This is a genomic window from Streptomyces sp. NPDC031274 (assembly GCF_055570235.1).
Genome location: NZ_JBVIHP010000003.1, coordinates 122,220 through 143,070, shown reverse-complemented (window position 1 = coordinate 143,070; position 20,851 = coordinate 122,220). Strand labels below are relative to the sequence as shown.

Below are 20,851 nucleotides of genomic sequence, written 5' to 3'. Positions count from 1 at the left end.
CATACTCATCGGTACTCATTCAGTGGCTCCACAGCAAGTGGGTCCACAGTGAGTGGGTCCACAGCAGCACGTACGGCCCCAGGGCCGGAGAAGGAGAGGGGGAAGCGCCGACATGCCGACCTGCCCGAACGGACACCAGTCGGGTTCCGACGACTGGTGCGAGGTCTGCGGTCACCGCATGGCCGGTGCCGTGCCGCCGCCCCCGCCGCCGCCACCGGCCGCTCCCGGATACGGCTATCCGCCGCCGCCCGGACCCGGCCAGAACGCCGGGTACGGCTATCCGCCGCCCAGCCCCGGCCCCGGCCAGGACGCCGGATACGGCTACCCTCAGCAGGCCCCCGGCCGCCCGCACCTGTCGGCCGTGCCGGACCAGCCCGCCGAGCCGCAGCTCTGCCCGCAGTGCCGCACGCCCCGCGAGGCGAACGCACCGTTCTGCGAAGAGTGCCGCTGGAACTTCCTGACGAACACGGCGACCTCGTACACCCCGGCCGCCCCGCACCCGCCCGTGTCGAACCCGGCACAGCAGTTCCAGCAGCCCCAGCAGTCCCAGCAGCCCCCCGGCACGCAGCCGGGCCAGGACCCGTTCGGGTACCAGGGTTCGCGGCCCTCGCAGATGAACCGGCCCGCCGAGCCGATCCCGCCGTTCGGCAACGGCAACCCGTCTTCCGGTCAGGTACCTCCGCCGTCCGCGCCTTCGCCGTACGGCAACGGCAACCCGCCCGGACAGGTGCCGCCGCCGTACAGCGGTGGTGAGCAGTCGGGGCAGCCCGGTCAGCAGGGGCAGCCCGGTCAGCACGGGCAGCCTCCGCAGGGGTTCCAGCAGCAGGGTCCGCCGGCGCCGCCCGCGTTTCCGCAGGAGACGGGGGCTCCGGCGCCTCCGCAGCAGCCTGGTCCTGGCGGTCCTGGACAGCCTGGTCCTGGTCAGCCCGGTTCTGGCGGCCCTGGTCAGTCCGGTCCTGGCGGCCCGCCCTTCGGTGGCGGTGACGACGACTGGGTGATCTCGCCGCCGTCGTCGGCCGCTCCGGGTCCCGGCGCTGCGGCGCCCGGAGCTCCGGGTGGCGCTCCGCAGGCTCCCGAGCAGGGCGAGTGGGTCCGGCAGCCGCAGCCGGGCCAGCCGCCGCAGCAGACGCAGGCACCGCAGGGCCCTCCGGGCTTCCAGGCGGTTCCCGGTCCCGGCACCGGCACGGTCACCTGGTCGGCGACGATCGGCCCCGACCGTGAGTACTTCATGGCGATGATGCACCGCAGCGGTCCCGAGGCGTCGGGCCTGAACCTGCCCGCGTACTCGCCCGAGCAGCAGCGCCCGCTGGCCGGCAACCAGATCACCATCGGCCGCCGTCGGCACTCCACCGGAGACACCCCGGACATCGACCTGTCGGTGCCGCCGGAGGACCCGGGCGTATCGCACCAGCACGCGGTCCTGGTCCAGCAGCCGGACGGCACCTGGGCGGTCGTCGACCAGAACTCGACGAACGGCACCACGGTCAACAACGGCGAGGAGCCCATCCAGCCGTTCGTCCCTGTGCCGCTTCAGGACGGCGACCGGGTGCACGTGGGCGCCTGGACGACGATCACGATCCGGCACAGCTGAGGATCGCTCGACGCGGGTTCAGGCGAGTGGCCAGGCGTACGGCCCTTCGGGGTCGTCGAGCCAGGCCCACTCGTGCGGTCCGCTGACGGTTACCCCGAAGCGCTCGCGCACCGGCCGCCCCTCGCGCTCCCACAGGGCGAGTGCTTCGTAGGGGTCGAGACTGCCTTCGGTCAGTTCGAGCAAGAAGCGGAAGAGCTGGTTCTGTAGAGCCCCGCGCGGCAGCCCCCCGAGGTGCTGCTCGTGCGGGGCTCTTCCGCTGCCGCCCCGCAGCGGCACGAAGTACGCGGGGGTGTGCAGGAAGCGGCCCTCGGCGTGCTCGGCGTCCCGCACCGTCAGCGCGATCAGGCCGGTGGCCAGCGGGGCCAGGATGCGGGCGCCGGGGCGGCTCTGGGCCAGCCAGGGGCGCGGTACGGAGTTCAGGGTGCAGGTCGCGATGATCCGGTCGTACGGAGCGCGCCGGGGGCACCCCGCGGTGCCGTCGCCGGTGACGACGGCCGGGTGGTATCCGGCGGCCGTGAGATGCCGCCGCGCGGACTCGGTGATCTCCGGGTCCAGGTCGACGGTGGTGACGTGCTCGTCGCCGAGCCGGTGGGCGAGCAGGGCGGCGTTGTAGCCGGTGCCCGCGCCGATCTCCAGGACGTCGCAGTCCCCGTCGCGCAGATCCAGCTCGTCCAGCATCTTCGCCATCAGGGAGGGCTGGCTGCTGGACGAGAGCAGCTCTCCGTCGCGTACGCGGGTGGCGAGCGGGGCGTCCGCGTAGGCCCCTCGCAGCCAGCGCGCCCGGCGTACGGGATCGGGGTCCTCGCCCCACAGGCGTTCATAGCCGCCGCCCGGCGAGGTGACGTAGTAGTACGGCACGAACAGGTGCCGCGGAACCTGTTCGAACGCCGTACGCAGCTCCGGGTCCCGCGTCCAGGCACCGCTGGCCTCGACCTCACGGACCAGAGCGGTTGCGGCCTCCGCGGCGAGAAGGGGGTCGACTGTGGGTCCCATAGAGCCACTGTGCTGCGGCACGGCCTGCGACGCGAGCGGCAGGACGTACCGATCCGCAGGAGATCGGTCCTAAGTCTTCCGTCCTCGGCCGCCCCGTCTGAGACCATGGACCGTGTGATAGAGATCCCGCGCGGCACGCTTCAGGAGCAGACCTTCTACGAACAGGTCGGCGGCGAGGAGACCTTCAGGCGCCTGGTGCACCACTTCTACCAAGGGGTCGCGGAGGATCCGCTGCTGCGACCGATGTACCCGGAGGAGGATCTGGGCCCCGCCGAGGAGCGCCTCGCGCTGTTCCTCATGCAGTACTGGGGCGGCCCCCGCACGTACAGCGACAACCGCGGCCACCCCCGGCTGCGCATGCGGCACGCCCCGTTCACCGTCGACAGGGCCGCACACGACGCCTGGCTGAAGCACATGCGGGCCGCCGTCGAGGAGCTGAAGCTCTCCGAGGAACATGAGCGGACCCTGTGGAACTACATGACGTACGCGGCGGCGTCCATGGTCAACACCGAGGGCTGACGCATGCGGGGCTGGGTCACCCGTCAGACGGCGGGTGCGCTCAGGTAGCGGGTGAGCATGGTGACGAGTTCGTCCTCGAACCGCACGATGTCGACCTGGCCGGACCCGGACTCGGCCCCGGCCCCAGAATCAGATCCGGAATCAGCCCCCGCCCCGGACCCGGACCCGGACCCGGCCATCACCCGGTGCACCACCATCTCCACCGTGGAGACGACGAGCCGGGCGGCGATGTCGACGTCCGCGACCCGCACCTCCGGATGGTTCCGGAGCAGCCTGCGGGCGTAGGCGATCCGTCTCCGCTCGCTGTCCGCGACCCGCTCCAGCAACTCCGGCGCGCGGGGCCCCTGTTCCATCATCACGCGGAGCAACTGCGGGTCCTCGCGGTGGTTCTCGATCGCGCTGCGCACGTAGAAGCGCATGATGCCCTCGATGGACTCCGGCAGCAGGTCGTCCTGGTCCAGCGGGGCCGCGGCCATCCCGGCGTCGAGATGCCGGGTCAGCAACTCGACCAGGATCGCATCCTTGTTCGGGTAGTACTGATACAGCGAACCGATCGAGACCCGGGCCCGCTCCGCGATCCGATTGGTGGTCCCCGCCGCATACCCGTACTCGGCGAAAACGCGAGCAGCGGCGTCGAGGATGCGCTGCCGGGTCAGCTCGGCCCGGACCTGGCGGGGCTGTTTACGTGGCTGAAGTCCACGGCGGTCGGCCGTCATGACACCTCCTGCGAGGGGCCGTGAAAGCGAGTAGCGCACGACCTGAGTAATTGCTCACAATAGTGCCATGAACTGCGGCGATGAGCCGAAGGAAGGCACCATGACGCATGCCCCCACTGCCCCCACTTCCCCTATCGACCCCACCGCCCCCACGCGCCCTCGCAGGGTCTCCCCGCAGGAGGTGCTTGCACGGCTCGGACAGCCGGACGCGATGGTCAAAGCGAAGCTGAAGGACCGCATCGACGACTACTTCCGCTACTTCATCGCCCACTCGCCGTTCCTGACGATGGCCACGGCGGACGCGGCCGGACGCGCCGACTGCTCGCCCCGCGGCGACTACCCCGGCTTCGTGAAGGTCCTCGACGAGCAGACCATCGCCCTCCCCGACCGCCCCGGCAACAAGATCGCCGACTCCTTCCGCAACCTCGCCGAGAACGACGGCGTCGGCCTGTGCTTCTTCGTCCCCGGCATGCGGGAGGTCCTGCGCGTCAACGGCAGCGGCTACGTCACCGACGAACCCGATGTGCTGGTCCGGATGCGTACCGAGGCCAAGCAGCCGGAGCTGGCGATCGTCGTCGAGGTGGCCGAGGCGTACTTCCACTGCGGGCGCGCCCTGATCCGCTCCCGGCTGTGGGACCCGGCAAGCCAGGCGCTCGCGGAGGAGATGCCGTCGTTCGGTGAGATCGCGGCGGCGCAGTTCGGCGTCGACGTGGACCCGAGGCTGCTCGAACAGTCCCTGGAGGACGGCTACCGAAAGCTCTACTGACCAGACCTCACAGCTTCGCAGCCTCGCAGCCTCGCAGCCTCGCAGCCTCGCAGTCCGACAAGGGAATCACCGATGCAACAGACTGTCGTCGACCACATCGACCGGGTCGCCGAGGACGTCGTAGCCCTCACCCTGCGCACCGCCACCGGAGATCTCGCGCCCTGGGACCCCGGCGCCCACATCGACCTGTCCCTGCCCAACTGGCTGACGCGGCAGTACTCGTTGTGCGGGAACCCCGCCGACCGCGATGCCTACCGCGTCGCCGTTCGCTACGACCCGCTCAGCCGGGGCGGCTCGGAGTACGTCCACCGTTTCCTGCGCCCGGGCCGCGCCCTCGACGTCTCCCTGCCCCGCAACCACTTCCCGCTCGTCCCCGCACCGAGCTACCTGTTCCTCGCGGGCGGGATCGGGATCACGCCCTTGCTGCCGATGCTGCGCGCGGTGGCGTCCGCGGGACTTCCGGCGACCCTGCTGTACGTGGGGCAGTCGGCGGACAGCATGCCTTTCGCCGACGAACTGCGCAGCTCGTACGGTGACCGGGTACAAATCATGGAGACCAAGCCCAAACCCAAGCCCAAGACCGAGACCGAGACCAAAGGTCAAGGCAGACCGGACTTCGACGCCCTCGCGGCCACGCTGGAGACAGACACCCTCGTCTACTGCTGCGGCCCAGCGGCCATGCTGGCGGCGGCCGAGGCGGCGTTCCCCGCCGAGCGGCTGCACGCGGAACGGTTCCAGCCGGTGGCCCGAACGTTCGGCCCGGACACCGCCTTCGAGGCGGTCTGCACCCGATCGGGGAAGACCGTCGCCGTACCGCCCGACGAGTCACTCCTGGACGCCCTCGCCCACGCCGGACTCCAACTCCCGTCAGGCTGCCGCGAAGGCGTGTGCGGCAGCTGCGAAGTCACCGTCCTGGACGGCGCACCGGAGCACCGGGACGACATCGGCGCCCCCGAGGGCAGGATGTACGCGTGCGTGTCCCGGGCCCGGTCTCCCCGGCTGACCCTCGACCTCTGAGAGGCCCGTCACGGCACCGGCTAGGCCGGTGTCACGGAAAGCCCGCCGACTCCGGCCCGGCGTACGGCGATGGACCCGTAGTCCGTACGCAGCCGCAGCCACGCCCCGGAAGACAGCAGGTCGAACGAATCCCCTCGCAAGAACCCCAGGGCCTGCGCGGCATGCGCGGCCCGTACGGGCAGGCCCGTGTCCCCGATGGTCCGGGACCAGATCTCCCGCCCCACTTGGTCGAGCTCGGCCCGGACCCGCCGCTCGTGCGGCAACTCTTCGACGCGGGACTTGAATTCGGCGACGGCCGCCGCCACGAGTCCGCGCACCGCGTCCACCGGCGGAAGTCCCTGCTCCGACTGCCAGCCGCCGCGTGGCGGCAGAATCCCGGCCCAGGGCGGCCCGGTGACGGCCCCCGGTACAACGGCCGCGCCCGCCGATCGGGCGGATTCGCCGGATTCGGCGGATTCGGCGGACTCCCCCACGGATTCGAGGAGTTCACCGGCGGAGACGGTGACGTCGAGCGAGGAGTCGAGCCCGTCCTCGTACGGCTTCGCGAGCCGGGCCGTACGGATGGCGAGCACTTCGAACGACGGCGGCCGGCCGAACACGGCGAGCGTGTCGCCCGCCGCCTGCAACCGGACCGCGGCCGCCTTGTCGTAGTGGATGAGCCGGGCCAGGAAGGCGGCGAGATCCCCCGCCTCCCCGGCGTCGGCGAAGTGCAGCTGCGCCGTCATGCGACGAGCGCCTCCGGGCTTCCGGCGACATCGCCGTCGTCGTCCATGTACGTCAGGAGCATGGCCTTCTCCTCGGCGGTGATCCGCCGAGGGCGCTGCGCCTCCAGGTTGAACGGGACGACCACCGTCGTGGCCCGCACATACACCTGCTCGGGGTCCTTGACCTCGTACGAGATGGTGAGCGAGGCAGCGCTTATCTTCGTCACCCACGACTCGATGGTCACCGGCGAGTGCCGATGGACCAACGGCCGTACGTAGTCGATCTCATGGCGGGCCACGACGGACCCGCCCGAGAACGACGGGCTGCCGTCCCCCGGCGCGAGGCGGAACATGAAGTCGATCCGCGCCTCTTCCAAGTACCGCAAGAAGACGACGTTGTTGACGTGCCCGAAGGCATCCATGTCCGACCACCGGAGGGGGCAACTGTAGATATGCCGACTCATGTCAGTCTCAGCCTCAGCCTCGGGTGAGCTTCTTGTAGGTGGCGCGGTGCGGACGGGCCGCGTCGGCACCGAGGCGCTCGATCTTGTTCTTCTCGTACGACTCGAAGTTGCCCTCGAACCAGTACCAGCTGGAGTCACCCTCGTAGGCAAGGATGTGCGTGGCGACCCTGTCGAGGAACCACCGGTCGTGGGAGATGACCACGGCCGCACCGGGGAACTCCAGGAGGGCGTTCTCGAGCGACGACAGGGTCTCGACGTCGAGGTCGTTCGTCGGTTCGTCGAGGAGGAGCAGGTTGCCGCCCTCCTTGAGGGTCAGCGCCAGGTTGAGGCGGTTGCGCTCACCACCGGAGAGCACCCCGGCAGGCTTCTGCTGGTCCGGGCCCTTGAACCCGAAGGCGGAGACATACGCCCGCGAGGGCATCTCGACCTGACCGACGTTGATGTAGTCGAGCTCGTCGCTCACGACGGCCCAAAGGGTCTTCTTGGGATCGATGTTGGCACGGCCCTGGTCGACGTAACTGACCTTGACCGTGTCGCCGACCTTGATGCTGCCGGAGTCCGGCTGCTCCAGGCCCTGGATCATCTTGAACAGCGTGGTCTTGCCCGCGCCGTTCGGACCGATGATGCCGACGATGCCGTTGCGCGGCAGCGAGAAGCTCAGGTCATCGACAAGCACCTTGTCGCCGAAGGCCTTGGAGAGGTTCTCGACCTCGACGACGATCGAACCGAGCCGCGGGCCCGGCGGAATCTGGATCTCCTCGAAGTCCAGCTTCCGCATCTTGTCGGCCTCGGCGGCCATTTCCTCGTAACGGGCAAGGCGAGCCTTGGACTTGGCCTGACGCCCCTTGGCGTTGGACCGCACCCACTCGAGCTCTTCCTTGAGCCGCTTGGCGCGCTTCTCGTCCTTGCGGCCCTCGACCTTGAGGCGGGTGGCCTTCTTCTCCAGGTACGTGGAGTAGTTGCCCTCGTAGGGGTGGGCGCGACCGCGGTCGAGCTCGAGGATCCACTGAGCGACGTTGTCCAGGAAGTACCGGTCGTGAGTGACCGCTACGACGGCGCCGGCGTACTGGGAGAGGTGCTGCTCCAGCCAGTTCACCGACTCGGCGTCGAGGTGGTTGGTGGGCTCGTCGAGGAGCAGCAGGTCGGGCGCCTCGATGAGGAGCTTGCAGAGCGCGACGCGGCGCTTCTCACCACCGGAGAGGGTGGTGACGGGCCAGTCGCCGGGCGGGCAGCCGAGCGCGTCCATGGCCTGCTCGAGCTGGGCGTCGAGGTCCCACGCGTTGGCGTGGTCCAGGTCCTCCTGGAGCTTGCCCATCTCGTCCATGAGCGCGTCGGAGTAGTCGGTCGCCATGAGCTCGGCGACCTCGTTGAAGCGCTTGAGCTTTCCCATGACCTCGGCGGCGCCGTCCTGGACGTTCTCAAGGACGGTCTTCGTCTCGTCGAGCTGCGGCTCCTGCATGAGGATGCCGACGCTGTACCCGGGCGCGAGGAACGCGTCACCGTTGGACGGCTGCTCAAGCCCGGCCATGATCTTCAGCACCGTGGACTTACCGGCGCCGTTGGGGCCCACGACACCGATCTTGGCGCCAGGCAGGAAGCTCAGGGTGACGTCATCAAGAATCACCTTGTCGCCGTGCGCCTTGCGCGTCTTGCGCATGGTGTAGATGTACTCAGCCAAGAGAAACCGTCCGGCAATCAGTGAGTGGGCAGATACACCCCATCTTGCCTGACGGCCACCTACCGGGGGAAACCAGTATGGCCGGGGGGCCATGAGCTGGACGTTCTCCGACTGCTTGGGTAGTTGATCTGTCACTGCCTGTCGCTATAGGTCGGTGCCGAGCGACGTCGGACGGCCCACAGACGACCCAGGAACGATCATTGATGGCCGCCCGCCGCACCCGGCTCCGCGCCCGAATCAGCGGCGCTGCCGCGCTCTCGCCCCGCGGCTTCCTGCAACGCAACGAGCTCCCTCAGGTCGTTCGAGACCATGACCTGAGCCAAGCGCCCGGCCACCGCCACAACGTCCGGCCAGACGGTCGCCCGGAGGTACTCCGCGTCGGTGTCGTTCGGCGCCTCGGCTGTGGCGGCGTTCAGCGCAGCACCGAGCTCTCCCATCAGAACGACCTCTTCCTCTGTCCTGAGGCTGGTACCGAGGTACCGCTCGGGTTCGTCGGCATCGCAGAAGTCATCGAAGAGCGTGTGAAAGACGTGATCAAGATTCTCGAACATCGACGGGTCGAGCCACACGTCTCGCTGCCAGGGCGGATTGGCCAGAGCCAGAACCACAGGCACGACATGGACGCGGAAGTTCGCTATGCACAGGGCGTTCTCGCTCACGGACGGAGCCTAGCGACGGGGGTTCGATGAGTCGCGGGGATTACGGCGCACCGCCAGGGCGCGACGAGTGGCTCCCTCTATCGACTGATCGGAACCTCGTAGACGATCTCGCAGAGAGCCGCGGGCACCACAATGTCCGCCGTCTCCACGGGCTGGCCTTCGTCGCTGTAGTAGGTCCGACGGATGTGAGTAACCAGGGCTGCCTTCTGAATACCCAGAAGTGACGCTTCCTCGGCGGTCACCTGCCGCGGCTCCGGCTGCTCCACGGCGTGGCTGACGGTGATGCCGATCTCGGCCATGCGGTTCACGACGCCCGCCCCGGCGTGCGGGCCTCCCTCGGGAAGGACGACGAGAGTGCCGCCGGTGATCTCGTACGGCTCCCAACTCATCGACAGCTGAACCGGCTTGCCGTCGGCGAGGAACTCGTACGCAGTACGGACGCACAGCCCACCCTCGCCAATCCCAAGGCGCGAGGCGACCTCGGCCGGCGCCGGGACTTTGGCATCGGTCCGACTTTCCCAGTCCCCTTGCCTACCCACGGCCTTCATGTCCGCACGGAACGGGGAGCTCTGAGGCTGCTCACGCGCCGCTGACCGCACAACCCGCACACGCTGCCAGGACTCGGCGACATAGCTGCATGTGGCAGATTCTCGGCTTCGCGTGCCCCGACTCATCCTGATCGGCAGTCACTCCACCTTGAGATCGGCCCTCATCGCGTTGTGCAGCGTGAAGAGCGCCTCCCCGTACCGCTCCTGTGTCTCGGCAAATTCTGCAGATCCGCCTTCTACGTCGGCATCTGCCACGTCCCTGAAGTCACGGAGGCCACGGAAGCAGGCGGCAGAAGCCGCGACGATGGGGGCCGGGGCTGAAATCATCAGGTGGTATCGAAGAGGGTAGGCATCGCCACCGCGCCACAATCCGTGCGCCTTAGCTCGTAGGTCGGCGCGGTCAGCGTTGTGCCCCAAGGCCCAAATGTCATCGGCTATCCGTGCGAGGGCCGTCAGGTGGTCGGCGTAGAGTTGGTGGCGCATCGTCCCACGGCGATCTGCCCTCAATCTGGCAGCACGAATCCGCTCTGTTAGAAGAGTGGAGCCGACTCCAATCACCGCACCCAAACTTGTGGCTAGAAGTGTGACCCACTCCATCGTCCGCCTCCTCGGCCGTGATCCCACCTTGAACCCGATTTAGGAGTTCGATCGGGGCCTGCTCCGGCTGCCACTGCTCACTGACACGACGGCCGGACAAGGAAGCTGACGTACATCTCCGTCCGGAGTCGTTGATGTCAGCCGTGGATGTCGGCGAGCTTCTGATCCGTAGCTCTCTGCGGATAGGCAGGGCGGTCATGCCGTCGCTCCGGTGTCTCCGGGGGACGTTGCTGGTCGAAGGCGGTGCTGGGGTTACTGTGCTGAAAGCGGACCCTACCGATTCTGCATCAGGCTCTCAACGTTGTCCCAGGCGATGGCCCGAATCTCTGGGTTTGCGTACAGGTAGAGGGCTCCGCCCACCAGTAGGAGTAGCAGGAGAATCCCCAAGGTCTTCTTTCCGCCGCTGGTACTGCCAGCATGGTGCGTGCTTCGACGCACGCGCCACATGTCATTTTGGGCACGCCACTGTTGATCGATCTGCTGCATGTGGTGCTTGTGGAACTGCTTGCGTGCTTGCTCGTGGGCAGAATTTTGATTCACAGGTGTTCCTCTCGCACTCCGTGATCGAAGTACCGGCGATCGGAATCCATGTGCAGGAGCCGAGCAACCAGTCGTCGGAGTAAGAGACATACACCTCTTCAGGGACGGTTCCGTTTTCAGGTAACGATCCTAAAATTTCGCCGTCATGATTCCATTCAATTGCCTCAATCGGCGCTTGGCCAACATGGTTCACACTCTAAACTCTGGTTGATTATCTGACACGGACACGCAATCAAAGATTGATTCATGCCCAATCTCTTGCTAAATGGGGATCTCAGGAGGATGCTCTGATGAGCGGCTGCTTGATACGGGTGACGACCTTCCCGGGGCGCTGCAATGCAGCACCCGAACGGTGGTATCAATGTCCACACATTCCATGTCTATGCCGCAACTGAAGATGTTGAATGGCCAGGTTTCGGGTCACATCTTCTATATCCCACAGGGACGCACCGAGATAGGACGCCTTCCCAATACCACAGTGCGAATCGACGACGATGGCGTGAGCCGCCGCCACGCCGAATTATGGCGCAACGGGGATCAGGTGGTTCTGACCGACACTGGCTCGAGTAACGGGACTTTCGTCAATGGACAGCGGATCTTCGGCAGCGCATGTCTGGCGGACCGCGACCGTATACGGGTGGGTAAAACTGTGCTGCTTTACTCGATCAAGCCGGTGGATTCCACTACAACAATGCCGCCTCCCGGGGTGCGTGACAGCAGGAGATACGGATTCGGAAATGTTCACGGACCAGTCCAACTAGGCAACGGTAGACAGAATTTGGCGGGGCGGGATCAGCACATATTTCATGGAAGTCAGATTCACGCAAACGACAACAGGGTCAGCGTGGACGCTAATGGCGATCCCATAGATGAACTGTTCCGGGGGCGAGGTTTTGGACGCGCAATGATGATATTTGGCACTTGCATTGCGCTGATAGGTTTCGGAATCTGGATGTATTTCATATTCAGCGCCACGGGCCATGGTCCGGATGGAGAGTTCGAGGACCCATTTAAGCGAGAGTTGATCCCAGGGGTATCAGTAGCAGTCGCGGGGTTCGCTCTTTTCGGTGGTGGTGCAATCCTTGCGGCCATGGGAAGCGCCACGTCAAAGGCATCTCGCATAAAGGCACAAGATCGCGAAATTCGATCTATTCGAAACAACTACTGGAGAGAGTGAGCTGCTATGGGGGACGCGCGCTACAGCTTTGGCAACGTTCAGGGTCCCATCCAAACCGGATCTGGATTCCAGAACGTTGTAGGACGTGATCAAGTGATCCACGGGGAGCAGAGCGGAGCGGTAATCAACGAAGTGGGCCGGTTGCGAGACTCCGTCGCGCAGCTCCAGCTGACCTCCGGCGAACGTAGTAGTGCTGAGCATGCGTTGATGACAGTGGAAGATGCGTTGCGCAGTGAGACCCCGGACAGTGAGCAGGCGGGACGCGGCCTGGAAGCTCTTACTGCGGGACTCCAAGATGCAGGCGCTCTCGCGTCCGCGGGATCGTCCCTCATTGAAACCTTGAGCAAGCTCGCACGCTGGCTCGGCCCCATGGGCCGTGGCGTGCTCACGCTGCTGGGCGCCTGACAATTGCGCGGCAGTTTAGGACGAGATGCGGGGCCGCCGCGGCGATGACGCTGTCGGCTGCAGCCCGGCACCCGCCTACTGTGGCACTCTCAGCCGCTAAGAACTTCCGCTGTTCGTGGTTTACCGCGTTGTTGTGGCACACCTGTGACACCTCGCAGTCGTTGGTCGCCTGCTGGAACTGCTACCGACAACGGCCTCGATCACGTGTCAAGGAATCCCATTCCTCGCCCAGAACCCAGCGCAAGGCTAAGAAATTTCTATGCATAGCACCCCACTCCCGGTAATTCACCAGGGGAAGGCCATCCAGCCCATAATTTTCCTCGATGCGGTTTCGAGCAGAAGTGAAGGTCTGCTTTAGCTCTTCCAAGAAGTCCGGATCTATTTACCCGCCCTCGGTATCCCTCGTCAGGCTTCGCCGTACCCGATCTTGTCGAAGCGTTCTTGCTCGGCAACGAAGTCGGACAAGGATTGAGTTTCCGATGCGCTTTGAATTAAATTGACTTCCTCAGCCTAGTCGAAGTAATCACTCCCCAGTCGATCGCCAGGATTTCAGTTAGACCATCGACAGCGTAAACACAGCTAGAATGCTCGCCTTCGAAGATATCTGCTAGGTCTGAATGTGGCTGCCGACGATCGCCTTTGGGAGCTGAGAAGTCTGTGTAGTTCGAAGTCGCAAACGCGTACTGGGCCTCCCGCCCTCGAGCCTTCACAGCTGTTGCGTACTGCTCGATGGGCAGCGCGTCCGCCGCGCCGCGTCGCACAACTGTGCCGAATGCGACGTACCGTCGAGCCATCGATGACTCGGTGTCGTCACTGTGCAACGCCGCTGTTGATGACGGAGTGATCAGGGCGAATCCCTGCCGCGCCCAGTCGGTCAAGGCTCCGGAGCCCGAACCCCGGCTGATCCATCCCTGCCCCGAGGAGCGCGTGTTCGCTGTTCGCGCAGGACTCCCACCGGTATGCCGCCACCGTGGACGCGGGCGGTGGTTGCGGGCTCCGTCAGGGAGAGGTGTTCGGCCTCGCTGAGGAGAACATCGATCTCGACACGGGCTGGGAGCACGTCCGTCAGCAGATCAAGCGCGTACACGGCACGCTGGTCTTCGCTCCGCCCAAGCGGGGCAGCTCCGGGAAACGCCACTCAGTCCGGTCGTAGCGACAGGCTTCCGTGAGCACATGGACCAATTCCCTCCGGTCGAGGTCACCTTGCCGTGGGAGACGCCGGACGGGCCGCTCGTGACCCGGAAACTCATCTTCACCAGCACGGTGGGCAAAGCCATCTGGAGCAGCTATTTCGACGATTAGGTCTGGAAGCCCGCCTTGGCCGTCGCTGGCGTGATTCCGCCCAAGGCGCGCGGCGAGAAGCGCTTCGCAGCCGCACCGGACGACGGCATGCACACCCTGCGGCACTTCTGCGCCTTGGTACTCCTGGACGCCGGTGAGAGCATCAAGGCGTTGAGCGTCTACCTGGGGCACTCGGACCCCAGGCTTCACTCTGCGGATCTACACGCACCTGATGCCGAGCAGCGAGGCCCGGACGCGGACCGCCGTATCCGCCGTCTTCCTGCGAAAGTCCGCCCCGGTCGTCGCCTCAGCGACCTGACGGCCCACAGACGGCACGCGGCCCGGCTCCGGCCACTGGTTAGCGGTTCCTCCGCTGGTCAGGGGCTACTTACATGATCAGGCTCGACAAAAGCACCCCCGGTAACCAGCCTGTCACTACCTGTCGACGTCGGCCGCTCCGGTGCGATGAACGTCCATCCGCTCAAGCAGTCAGTGCAGCCACAGGCTCATCAGGATGAGCGTGACGGTGGGCAAGGACGTGCCTGCTGCGCTGAGCAGCCAATAGTTCCGAGCGGTGAGTGCGGTCCGGCGAGCGAGCGCGCGGTTGGTGACGCACCACACCAGCGTGTAGAGGCCGACGATGGGCGCGATGATCACCAGCCAAAGCGCCATGCCGTCGTTCTCTTCCGGCTCGGGGCCCGTCACCCAGTTCGACGCGAGGAACCAGAGCAGCCAGATAGGCACCACCCCGGGGATTCCAAGCAGCAGATTCACGCCCACGGCCATCGGCCATCGTCTGAACATCGCTGTCCCTCCCCCGTGATCAACTGCGGAGACGGAAACGGAGACGGCACAGCGCAGGCCGGTGCTCCTTGGCGCCCCTGATGCGGCGGGAACCGCCGGGCCCCGCACGGTAGGGGCACAACTACCGTGCGGGCGCGGGCAGGTTCGCTTCTCAGTCCTCGGTCGGCGTCTCCGCCGTGGTCGTCGGGTCCTTCTTCTTGCGGAGGAAGAACATCGCCGCCGCGCCGAGCACGACCATGGCGACCGCTATTCCGGCGATCATCGGCGTCGCGCTGGAGCCGCCCGTTTCCGCGAGGTCGCCGCCACTGGTGCCGGTGCCGCCCGCTGATGCGGGGCTGGGGGCGGCGACAGGCTCCGTCTTGTTGCCGATCGTGCTGCCCTCGGTCTTGCAGTCGAGCACGCCCGTGAACCGCTTCTCGAAGCCGTTCGGCCCGTTGATCGTGAAGTCGTAGGGCTGGTCCTCCTGCAGCGGGATCGTCACCGTTCGCGACTCGTCGGCCTCGATCGTGTGCTTGAGGCCCATGAGGCGGAAGGTGAACGGCTCGTCGCCCTTGTTGCTCGCCGTGATGTCCACGCCGCTCTTGGCGCAGTTCTTCTCAGCGGAGAGCGCCGGTATCGCACCGTCCTTGGCCCACGTGGCGCTCGCCGTCGCGGAGACCGTGGACTCGCTGGAGCCCGCGAGGATCTGCGTCTGGCTCCGGGTCTCTGAGGCGAAGGCCCGGCCGACCGGCACCGTGGTCGACGCCTGTACGGCGAGTGTCGCCGAGCCGTCCGAGGCGTCCTTGGGGATGTCGAAGAACAGCTGGCTGCCGTTGGCCGCGGTGGTGACGGGCTTGCCGTCCTTGCCGACGACCTTCACTCCGCTCGCCGCCGAGTCCGCGGGCGGGGTCACGGACACGGTGCCCGCGTCCGTCCGCACGGTGACCGGACCGAGCCGCTCCCCCGCGCGCCCGGATACCGCGGGCGGGTCGAGCGTCAGCGAGGCCTTGGGCTCCGCCGCACCGCGGGCGCTCTTGTAGAGGTAGTCCGCGAGCTTCTCGGCCTGCGGGTCGGCCGCCTCCACGTCGGCGCCGTCCGAGTACCGCCAGATCGCCACCTGCGTGCCGGCCGCCGCCGTCTGCTCGGTGAGCGCTCGCGCGCCCGCCTTGTGGGCCAGCGCGGCGAGGTCGTTCACCTGGGGGTAGGAGTTCTGCAGGATCCAGCCGATCCTGCCCGCGTTCTTGTTGCCGTTCAGCGAAGTGCCGCTCCAGGGGGTCTCCTGGTACTTCGCGTCCTTCTGCGTGGGGTTGAGGATGTCGATGCAGTACGTCTGCAGGGTGCCGCCGCCGTCCACGGACATCTCGAAGAGTCCGGCGGGCACCTGCTGGCTCGACCCGTTGTCGCGGATGACCGCCTGGTCATACGTCTGAAGCCCGCCCAGCGTCGCGACGGCTCCGCCCCGGTGCTGAGGAACCTCTTCCGCCGCGGCGGGAACCGCGGTGGCTATCGCGCCCGCAGCGACGGCTCCGGTTGCCAGCGTCACCGCGGCGAGGCGCGCGGCGCCCCGTCTCCGCCGGGACGGCGCAGAGCACGCACGCCCCCCGGAGAGAGCAGAGAACGCAGAGAACACAGAACGCGCAAAAGACACAGAATTCCCCTCCGGACGGGACCCGTTCACTTCGAGGGGGGTGATCCCGCCAGCAGATCGAAAAGGGGCAGAATCACCTGCCACCTGCGTGGCATCCACTACCAACTGCCCCGTTAGCTACGTTCGGCATCCTAGGGAAGCGGCTGACCACGGTCCCCAGTACTGCCGTTCGATAACTGATCCGACTCGGAATCGTTATCGCCAACACCCTTTCCGAACTGGGCTTATCGACAAATCAACGGCACCCATTCGCCGATAAGCCGCACATCGGTCGCCACCCCCTGTCGGCCCATCACCCCACTGGCTCGGGCACCGGATCGGGCATCGGCTCGGGCATCGAATCGGGCTGCTGCTCGCGCGCCGTCGCCGGTTCCGTCAGTGACCCGTTCGCCTTGAACACGCGCCGGAACGCCGCCGTACCGCGCGAGAGATCGTGGCCCACGGTGATCGCGTCGATGTCCGCCGAGGTCCAGTGCTGGCCGCTCCGTTCCTCGTCGCGCACCTTCAACCTCCCCTGCACGATCACCGGTTCACCGATCGTCAAAGAGCCCTGCACATTCGATCCGAGCGATCGCTTCGCCCACACCGTGAAGAAGTTGGTGTGCCCGTCCGTCCAAACGTTCCGCACGGCGTCGTAGTACCGCGCGGTCACCGCGAGCCGGAACCGCGCCACCGGCCCGGATGCCAGCTCCCGGAACACCGGCGTCGTCGCGACGTTCCCCACCACCGTCACCAAGGTCTCGTTCATGCCGAACCCCTCCCTCATCCACTCCGCCTCCGCCGCCCGCGGCGGTCGGTCCCACGGCGGTCGGTCCCGCGGCTTCAGTTCCGCGGCTTCGATCTCAGAGTGGACCGGTCGGCGAGATGCCGCTGAGCCCTGTGGTCTACCGGGCGGTTGTGGAAAACTCCCTCACCCGAACAGGGGCCGACCGGGACCCGACCGGGGGCAGGGTCGGGACCCGACCGGGGGCAGGGTCGGGACCCGACCGGGGGCAGGGTCGAGAACAGGATCGGGGGCAGGGCCGAGGACAGGATCGGGCCCCCGTTTCAGCCCACCGACGCCCCCGTCACACGCACGTACTGCTCCCGAACCTCCCGGTAACGCAGCAGCTCCGCCGCCACCGGATCCAGGACCCTCGCCCGCCCGCACCCGGCAGCCGCCTCCCGCAGCCGTCGTTCCGCGTCCAGGCCGTAGCGTCTCGCCGGCCCCCGTGCCGCCATCCGGCTCCCCCACTCCACGCAGGGGCCGCCCACGATGCCGGCCAGCATCAGCAGTACCGGCACGCCCAGGTTCGGTACGGCGACCCCGATGATCTGTGCCGCCAACCACAGCCCGCCCACGACTTGGAGCAGCGTCATCGCTGCCTGGGCGAGCACCGCGACCGGCCACCACCCGGGCCGCGGCGGCTTCCCCTCCGGCACCCCGGCCGTCACCGTCAGCTGGTCGAGCGCCTCCGGCAGACCTTCCGCACCGCGCACCGCCGCCTCCCGCACGGCCTGCCCCCAGGGCTGGGGCAGCCCGGAAGCAGCCTCGTCGGCCACCGTGCGCACCGCGTGCTCCACGCGCTGCCGAGCCGTGGCCTCCTCGTCGGCCGGTACCTGCGACACGGGCCAGCCGAGACTCTGCGGCGAGCGCTGGGCCTCGTACCAACGCCACAGCCGTAGCCAGGGCGTCCCGCACGCCTTGCCCGCGTGGCGGCGCCAGGCGCGCTCGGCGGCCTGCCCTGCCGCCGCCGCGCCCACCGCGTCCGCGAGCCGGTCGGCGAACTCCTCGCGCGCCTCTTCGCTGAGCCCGATCCGCGCCCCGCCCCGGCCTCCGCCCGCCCCGGCCGCGTACACGGGCCACAGCCTGTCGGCGGCGGCGTCGAGGTCGGCCGAGACCCGTCGGGCGGCAGCGCCCCGCTCCTTGGTGAATTGACCGAGTGACTCCCGAAGTTCACCGACTCCGTCGCCGGTCAGCGCCGAGAGGGCGAGCACGGTGGCACCGGGTTCGCCGTGCTCGCCGAGGGCGATACCGTCCTCGTCGAGCAGCCGCCGCAGGTCGTCGAGCACCTGGTCGGCGGCGTCGCCCGGGAGCCGGTCCACCTGGTTGAGCACGACGAACGTGACCTCGGCGTGCCCCGCCATGGGCCGCAGATAGCGCTCGTGCAGCATCGCGTCGGCGTACTTCTCGGGGTCGACGACCCAGATGACCGCGTCGACGAGCGTGAGGATCCGGTCCACGTGCGCGCGGTGCTCGCCGACCGCCGAATCGTGGTCGGGCAGGTCGATCAGGACGAGCCCCTCCAGCGCGCTCGTGTCCGGGCCCTGGAGCGGGCGTCTGCGCAGCCGCCCCGGGATGCCGAGCCGGTCCAGAAGCCCCGCGGCGCCGTCGGTCCAGCTGCAGCCGATGGGGGCCGCCGTGGTCGGCCGGCGGACGCCGGTCTCCGAGATCGTCACCCCGGCCAGGGCGTTGAACAGCGTCGACTTGCCGCTCCCCGTGGCTCCCGCGATGGCGACGACGGTGTGCCGTCCGGAGAGCCTGCGCCGGGCCGCGGCCTCGTCGAGGACCCGGCCCGCCTCGGCGAGCGTGGCGCTGTCGAGGCGGGTTCGGGAGAGCCCGACGAGTTCGCGCAGGGCGTCGAGCCGGGCGCGCAGGGGCCCTTCGTAGGCGGTCGAAATGCCGGGCGGGGTGCTGGAGGGCGCACCGGACGGCGTACTGGAGGGCGCCCCGGAAGGGGTCTCCGCCGGAGCGTACGCGTCGGCGCCGCCTCCCATCCCGTGCACTTCACCACCGCGCACGCCACCACCGCGCACGCCGCCACCGCCACCGCCGCGCCTCGCGATCAGCCCGTCGTCCCAGACGCCTTCGGAGCCGTCACGGGCGTCACGGGTGTCACGGGTGTCATGGGCGTCACGGGCGTCTCCGGCAGCCCCTTCAGGACCTCTCGGCTCCTCGGAACGCTCACCGGAACCACCGGAACGCTCATCGTGCCGGCGCCCGTTCTCGCACTTCTCGCACCCGCCCTCGCGCTCACGTTCGTGTTCGGTGTGATCAGTGATGGCAGTCACCGCGGTCACCTCTCCTTCTGCAGTACGGACAGCGCGGCGATCAGGTCCGCCTGGGGTTCGGGGTTCACGTCGAGGGCGTCGAGAGGGGCGAGGCGTCGCTCTCGCTCCGCGTCCAGGACGTTGTCCAGGTAGGTGGTGAGCAGGCATCCGCCCCGGTCCCGCAGCCGGAGCGCTCCCTGGGCGCCGATCCGCTCGGCGAGCGTCTCGCCCGCCGAGCGCCCGCGATCCCCGCCGAGGAGGGCCGTGGCGAGCAGGGCGGCCACCATCTCGGGGTCGGGGAGGAAGTTCTTCTCGATCCTGTCGAGTCCGCGGATCTCTTCCTCGGCGTACTCCTCCAGGACGCGCCGCCAGCGTCGAACCGCCATCCCGATACGGTGCTCGGCGCTCTCCGCCTCCCGGTCGCGGTCGCCGAGCCCGGGGGCGTCGGCGGCCGGTTCACGCCGCCACGCCTCGTCGATCCGCTCGTCGGCGGCGGTCACCGCGCACAGCAGCAGCGCCTCCAGGCTCTCGGCGACGGCTTCCAGGAGCTCGCCGGCGCCGCAGTCCAGGGGGTAGCTGCGCCAGCGCTTGAGCGCGTCGCCCGCGAGGACGGCCCCCGTCTGCAGACGCTCCCGCACGCGCGCGTGCTCGTGTCCGTACGCCTCATCGACGGTGGAGGTGAGCCGCAACGCGGCCGCGTACTGCATGGCGACGGCGCCCGCGAGCTCCGGGACCCGCACGTTCAGGGACTGGATGACGCCGTACGCCGTCCGCGCGATGGCCTGTGCACGGGCCGTGGGCTCCTGGGACCGGTGGGTGAGCCAGGCCCGCAGCGGCGCGACGGCGGTGGACGGAAGCAGCCCGCCGCCGCCCGCGGACTCGGGCAGCTCGGGCACGGTGAAGCGCGGCACATCGCCGAGGCCCGCCTTGTCGAGCAGCGCTCCGTACTGCCGGGACACCTCGGCCACCAACTGGTGCGGCACCCGGTCGAGAACGGTGACGAGGGTGGCGTCGTGCTCCTTGGCGGTACGCAGCAGATGCCAGGGCACGGCATCCGCGTACCGGGACGCGGTGGTCACCATGACCCAGACGTCGGCCGCGGAGATCAGCTCGGCGGCGAGGATCCGGTTGTCGGAGAGGAGCGAGTCGACGTCGGGGGCGTCCAGGAGCGCGAGCCCGCGCGGCAGGGTCTCCGCGGTCTCGATGCGCAGCGCGCGCTCGCCGTCGGGCCCGATCGGCAGCAGGTCCTCGCTCCCGTCGTCCCCGTCGTCATCGGCATGCGAGGGGTCAGGACGCGGCACCCATACGCGTGTGAGGTCGGGCAGTACGCGCATGTCGGCGAACCAGTGATGATCCTCCGGATGGCACACAAGGACGGGCGTCCGAGTCGTCGGGCGCAGCACCCCCGCCTCACTGACCTGCCGCCCGACCAGGGAGTTCACCAGGGTCGACTTGCCCGCCCCGGTGGATCCCCCGATCACGGCGAGCAGCGGTGCTTCGGGGGCCCGCAGGCGGGGCACCAAATAGTCGTCGAGCTGGGCAAGGAGCTCGTCGCGGTTGGCACGCGCGCGTGGCGCCCCCACCAAGGGGAGCGGAAAGCGTGCGGCGGCGACACGCTCGCGCAGGGCGGAGAGTGCGTCGAGCAGTTTAGGCCGTACGTCCAAGGTCACCACATGCGAAGAATGCCCAATTTTGGCGGCATTATGAAGCATATGGGCACTACCTGCGCGCCGAT

At 68.0% G+C, this 20,851-nt stretch carries 21 protein-coding genes and 1 pseudogene; 8 read left to right on the top strand and 14 right to left on the bottom strand.

All coding sequences use genetic code 11. The annotated features are described in order from the left end of the window. The first annotated feature begins 112 nt into the window (after nucleotides 1-112). Nucleotides 113-1,591, top strand: a complete 1,479-nt coding sequence (locus ACZ5CR_RS06225) for an FHA domain-containing protein (protein WP_468854103.1) — start codon at nucleotides 113-115, stop codon at nucleotides 1,589-1,591. An 18-nt stretch (nucleotides 1,592-1,609) separates the two neighbouring features. Here the strand turns inward: ACZ5CR_RS06225 and ACZ5CR_RS06220 are convergent, their stop codons facing one another. Then, complete coding sequence (locus tag ACZ5CR_RS06220) at nucleotides 1,610-2,584, bottom strand: methyltransferase domain-containing protein (RefSeq protein ID WP_468854101.1); 975 nt, start codon at nucleotides 2,582-2,584, stop codon at nucleotides 1,610-1,612. 105 nt (nucleotides 2,585-2,689) lie between these two features. Here ACZ5CR_RS06220 and ACZ5CR_RS06215 point away from each other — a divergent pair, with 105 nt between their 5' ends. Further along, on the top strand, nucleotides 2,690-3,103 hold the full coding sequence (locus tag ACZ5CR_RS06215; RefSeq protein WP_468854098.1) for a globin: 414 nt from the start codon (nucleotides 2,690-2,692) through the stop codon (nucleotides 3,101-3,103). Between the two features lie 23 nt (nucleotides 3,104-3,126). On the opposite strand, the gene ACZ5CR_RS06210 is transcribed toward ACZ5CR_RS06215, so the two are convergent. Next, nucleotides 3,127-3,819 carry a TetR/AcrR family transcriptional regulator gene (locus tag ACZ5CR_RS06210; protein WP_468854096.1) on the bottom strand — a complete coding sequence of 231 codons (693 nt, stop codon included), beginning with the start codon at nucleotides 3,817-3,819 and terminating at the stop codon, nucleotides 3,127-3,129. Between the two features lie 100 nt (nucleotides 3,820-3,919). Between ACZ5CR_RS06210 and ACZ5CR_RS06205 the strand changes: the two genes are divergently transcribed. Together ACZ5CR_RS06205 and ACZ5CR_RS06200 are read left to right on the top strand one after the other, a co-directional pair. After that, entirely contained in the window at nucleotides 3,920-4,585 is a 666-nt protein-coding gene (locus ACZ5CR_RS06205) for an MSMEG_1061 family FMN-dependent PPOX-type flavoprotein (protein WP_468854094.1), read from the top strand. Between the two features lie 72 nt (nucleotides 4,586-4,657). Next, complete coding sequence (locus ACZ5CR_RS06200; RefSeq protein ID WP_468854092.1) at nucleotides 4,658-5,602, top strand: PDR/VanB family oxidoreductase; 945 nt, start codon at nucleotides 4,658-4,660, stop codon at nucleotides 5,600-5,602. Between the two features lie 20 nt (nucleotides 5,603-5,622). On the opposite strand, the gene ACZ5CR_RS06195 is transcribed toward ACZ5CR_RS06200, so the two are convergent. The 7 genes and pseudogenes from ACZ5CR_RS06195 to ACZ5CR_RS06165 form a co-directional block, all read right to left on the bottom strand. Next, nucleotides 5,623-6,327: a DUF8185 domain-containing protein gene (locus ACZ5CR_RS06195; RefSeq protein WP_468854091.1), complete on the bottom strand. Its 705-nt coding sequence runs from the start codon at nucleotides 6,325-6,327 to the stop codon at nucleotides 5,623-5,625. Continuing rightward, nucleotides 6,324-6,770, bottom strand: coding sequence for an acyl-CoA thioesterase (locus tag ACZ5CR_RS06190; protein ID WP_468854090.1), 447 nt, complete (start codon nucleotides 6,768-6,770; stop codon nucleotides 6,324-6,326). Before ACZ5CR_RS06190 ends, ACZ5CR_RS06195 begins: the two co-directional genes overlap by 4 nt. Before the next feature lie 13 nt (nucleotides 6,771-6,783). Continuing rightward, nucleotides 6,784-8,448, bottom strand: a complete 1,665-nt coding sequence (ettA, locus tag ACZ5CR_RS06185; protein WP_468854088.1) for an energy-dependent translational throttle protein EttA — start codon at nucleotides 8,446-8,448, stop codon at nucleotides 6,784-6,786. A gap of 197 nt (nucleotides 8,449-8,645) precedes the next feature. Next, nucleotides 8,646-9,107, bottom strand: coding sequence for an SCO4402 family protein (locus tag ACZ5CR_RS06180; protein WP_468854086.1), 462 nt, complete (start codon nucleotides 9,105-9,107; stop codon nucleotides 8,646-8,648). A 77-nt stretch (nucleotides 9,108-9,184) separates the two neighbouring features. Beyond that, nucleotides 9,185-9,742 (bottom strand): annotated as a pseudogene (locus ACZ5CR_RS06175) (UTRA domain-containing protein); the annotation flags it as partial. Between the two features lie 51 nt (nucleotides 9,743-9,793). Then, nucleotides 9,794-10,252 (bottom strand): hypothetical protein, encoded by a 459-nt coding sequence (locus tag ACZ5CR_RS06170; RefSeq protein ID WP_468854084.1) that lies wholly within the window; start codon nucleotides 10,250-10,252, stop codon nucleotides 9,794-9,796. Nucleotides 10,253-10,525: 273 nt separating this feature from the next. Beyond that, a complete protein-coding gene (locus ACZ5CR_RS06165; RefSeq protein WP_468854082.1) occupies nucleotides 10,526-10,792 on the bottom strand; it encodes a hypothetical protein in 267 nt (88 codons plus the stop codon). A 382-nt stretch (nucleotides 10,793-11,174) separates the two neighbouring features. Here ACZ5CR_RS06165 and ACZ5CR_RS06160 point away from each other — a divergent pair, with 382 nt between their 5' ends. From ACZ5CR_RS06160 to ACZ5CR_RS06145, 4 genes are all read left to right on the top strand, one after another. Next, nucleotides 11,175-11,969 carry an FHA domain-containing protein gene (locus ACZ5CR_RS06160; protein WP_468854079.1) on the top strand — a complete coding sequence of 265 codons (795 nt, stop codon included), beginning with the start codon at nucleotides 11,175-11,177 and terminating at the stop codon, nucleotides 11,967-11,969. A gap of 6 nt (nucleotides 11,970-11,975) precedes the next feature. Then, on the top strand, nucleotides 11,976-12,374 hold the full coding sequence (locus tag ACZ5CR_RS06155; RefSeq protein ID WP_468854078.1) for a hypothetical protein: 399 nt from the start codon (nucleotides 11,976-11,978) through the stop codon (nucleotides 12,372-12,374). A gap of 1,009 nt (nucleotides 12,375-13,383) precedes the next feature. Then, the gene (locus tag ACZ5CR_RS06150; RefSeq protein ID WP_468854077.1) at nucleotides 13,384-13,527 is read left to right on the top strand and encodes a hypothetical protein; all 144 of its coding nucleotides are present in this window, start codon (nucleotides 13,384-13,386) and stop codon (nucleotides 13,525-13,527) included. Nucleotides 13,528-13,547: 20 nt separating this feature from the next. Beyond that, nucleotides 13,548-13,676, top strand: coding sequence for a hypothetical protein (locus tag ACZ5CR_RS06145; RefSeq protein ID WP_468854075.1), 129 nt, complete (start codon nucleotides 13,548-13,550; stop codon nucleotides 13,674-13,676). Nucleotides 13,677-14,144: 468 nt separating this feature from the next. On the opposite strand, the gene ACZ5CR_RS06140 is transcribed toward ACZ5CR_RS06145, so the two are convergent. The 5 genes from ACZ5CR_RS06140 to ACZ5CR_RS06120 all read right to left on the bottom strand — a co-directional run bounded on the left by ACZ5CR_RS06140 (nucleotide 14,145) and on the right by ACZ5CR_RS06120 (nucleotide 20,789). Beyond that, nucleotides 14,145-14,459: a hypothetical protein gene (locus tag ACZ5CR_RS06140; protein ID WP_468854074.1), complete on the bottom strand. Its 315-nt coding sequence runs from the start codon at nucleotides 14,457-14,459 to the stop codon at nucleotides 14,145-14,147. 151 nt (nucleotides 14,460-14,610) lie between these two features. Then, complete coding sequence (locus tag ACZ5CR_RS06135; RefSeq protein WP_468854072.1) at nucleotides 14,611-16,068, bottom strand: Cys-Gln thioester bond-forming surface protein; 1,458 nt, start codon at nucleotides 16,066-16,068, stop codon at nucleotides 14,611-14,613. 310 nt (nucleotides 16,069-16,378) lie between these two features. Beyond that, on the bottom strand, nucleotides 16,379-16,834 hold the full coding sequence (locus tag ACZ5CR_RS06130) for a single-stranded DNA-binding protein (RefSeq protein WP_468854070.1): 456 nt from the start codon (nucleotides 16,832-16,834) through the stop codon (nucleotides 16,379-16,381). Between the two features lie 299 nt (nucleotides 16,835-17,133). Next, nucleotides 17,134-19,146: a YfjP family GTPase gene (locus tag ACZ5CR_RS06125; RefSeq protein ID WP_468854068.1), complete on the bottom strand. Its 2,013-nt coding sequence runs from the start codon at nucleotides 19,144-19,146 to the stop codon at nucleotides 17,134-17,136. Continuing rightward, nucleotides 19,143-20,789 (bottom strand): dynamin family protein, encoded by a 1,647-nt coding sequence (locus ACZ5CR_RS06120; protein ID WP_468854067.1) that lies wholly within the window; start codon nucleotides 20,787-20,789, stop codon nucleotides 19,143-19,145. Before ACZ5CR_RS06120 ends, ACZ5CR_RS06125 begins: the two co-directional genes overlap by 4 nt. Between the last annotated feature and the right edge of the window lie 62 nt (nucleotides 20,790-20,851).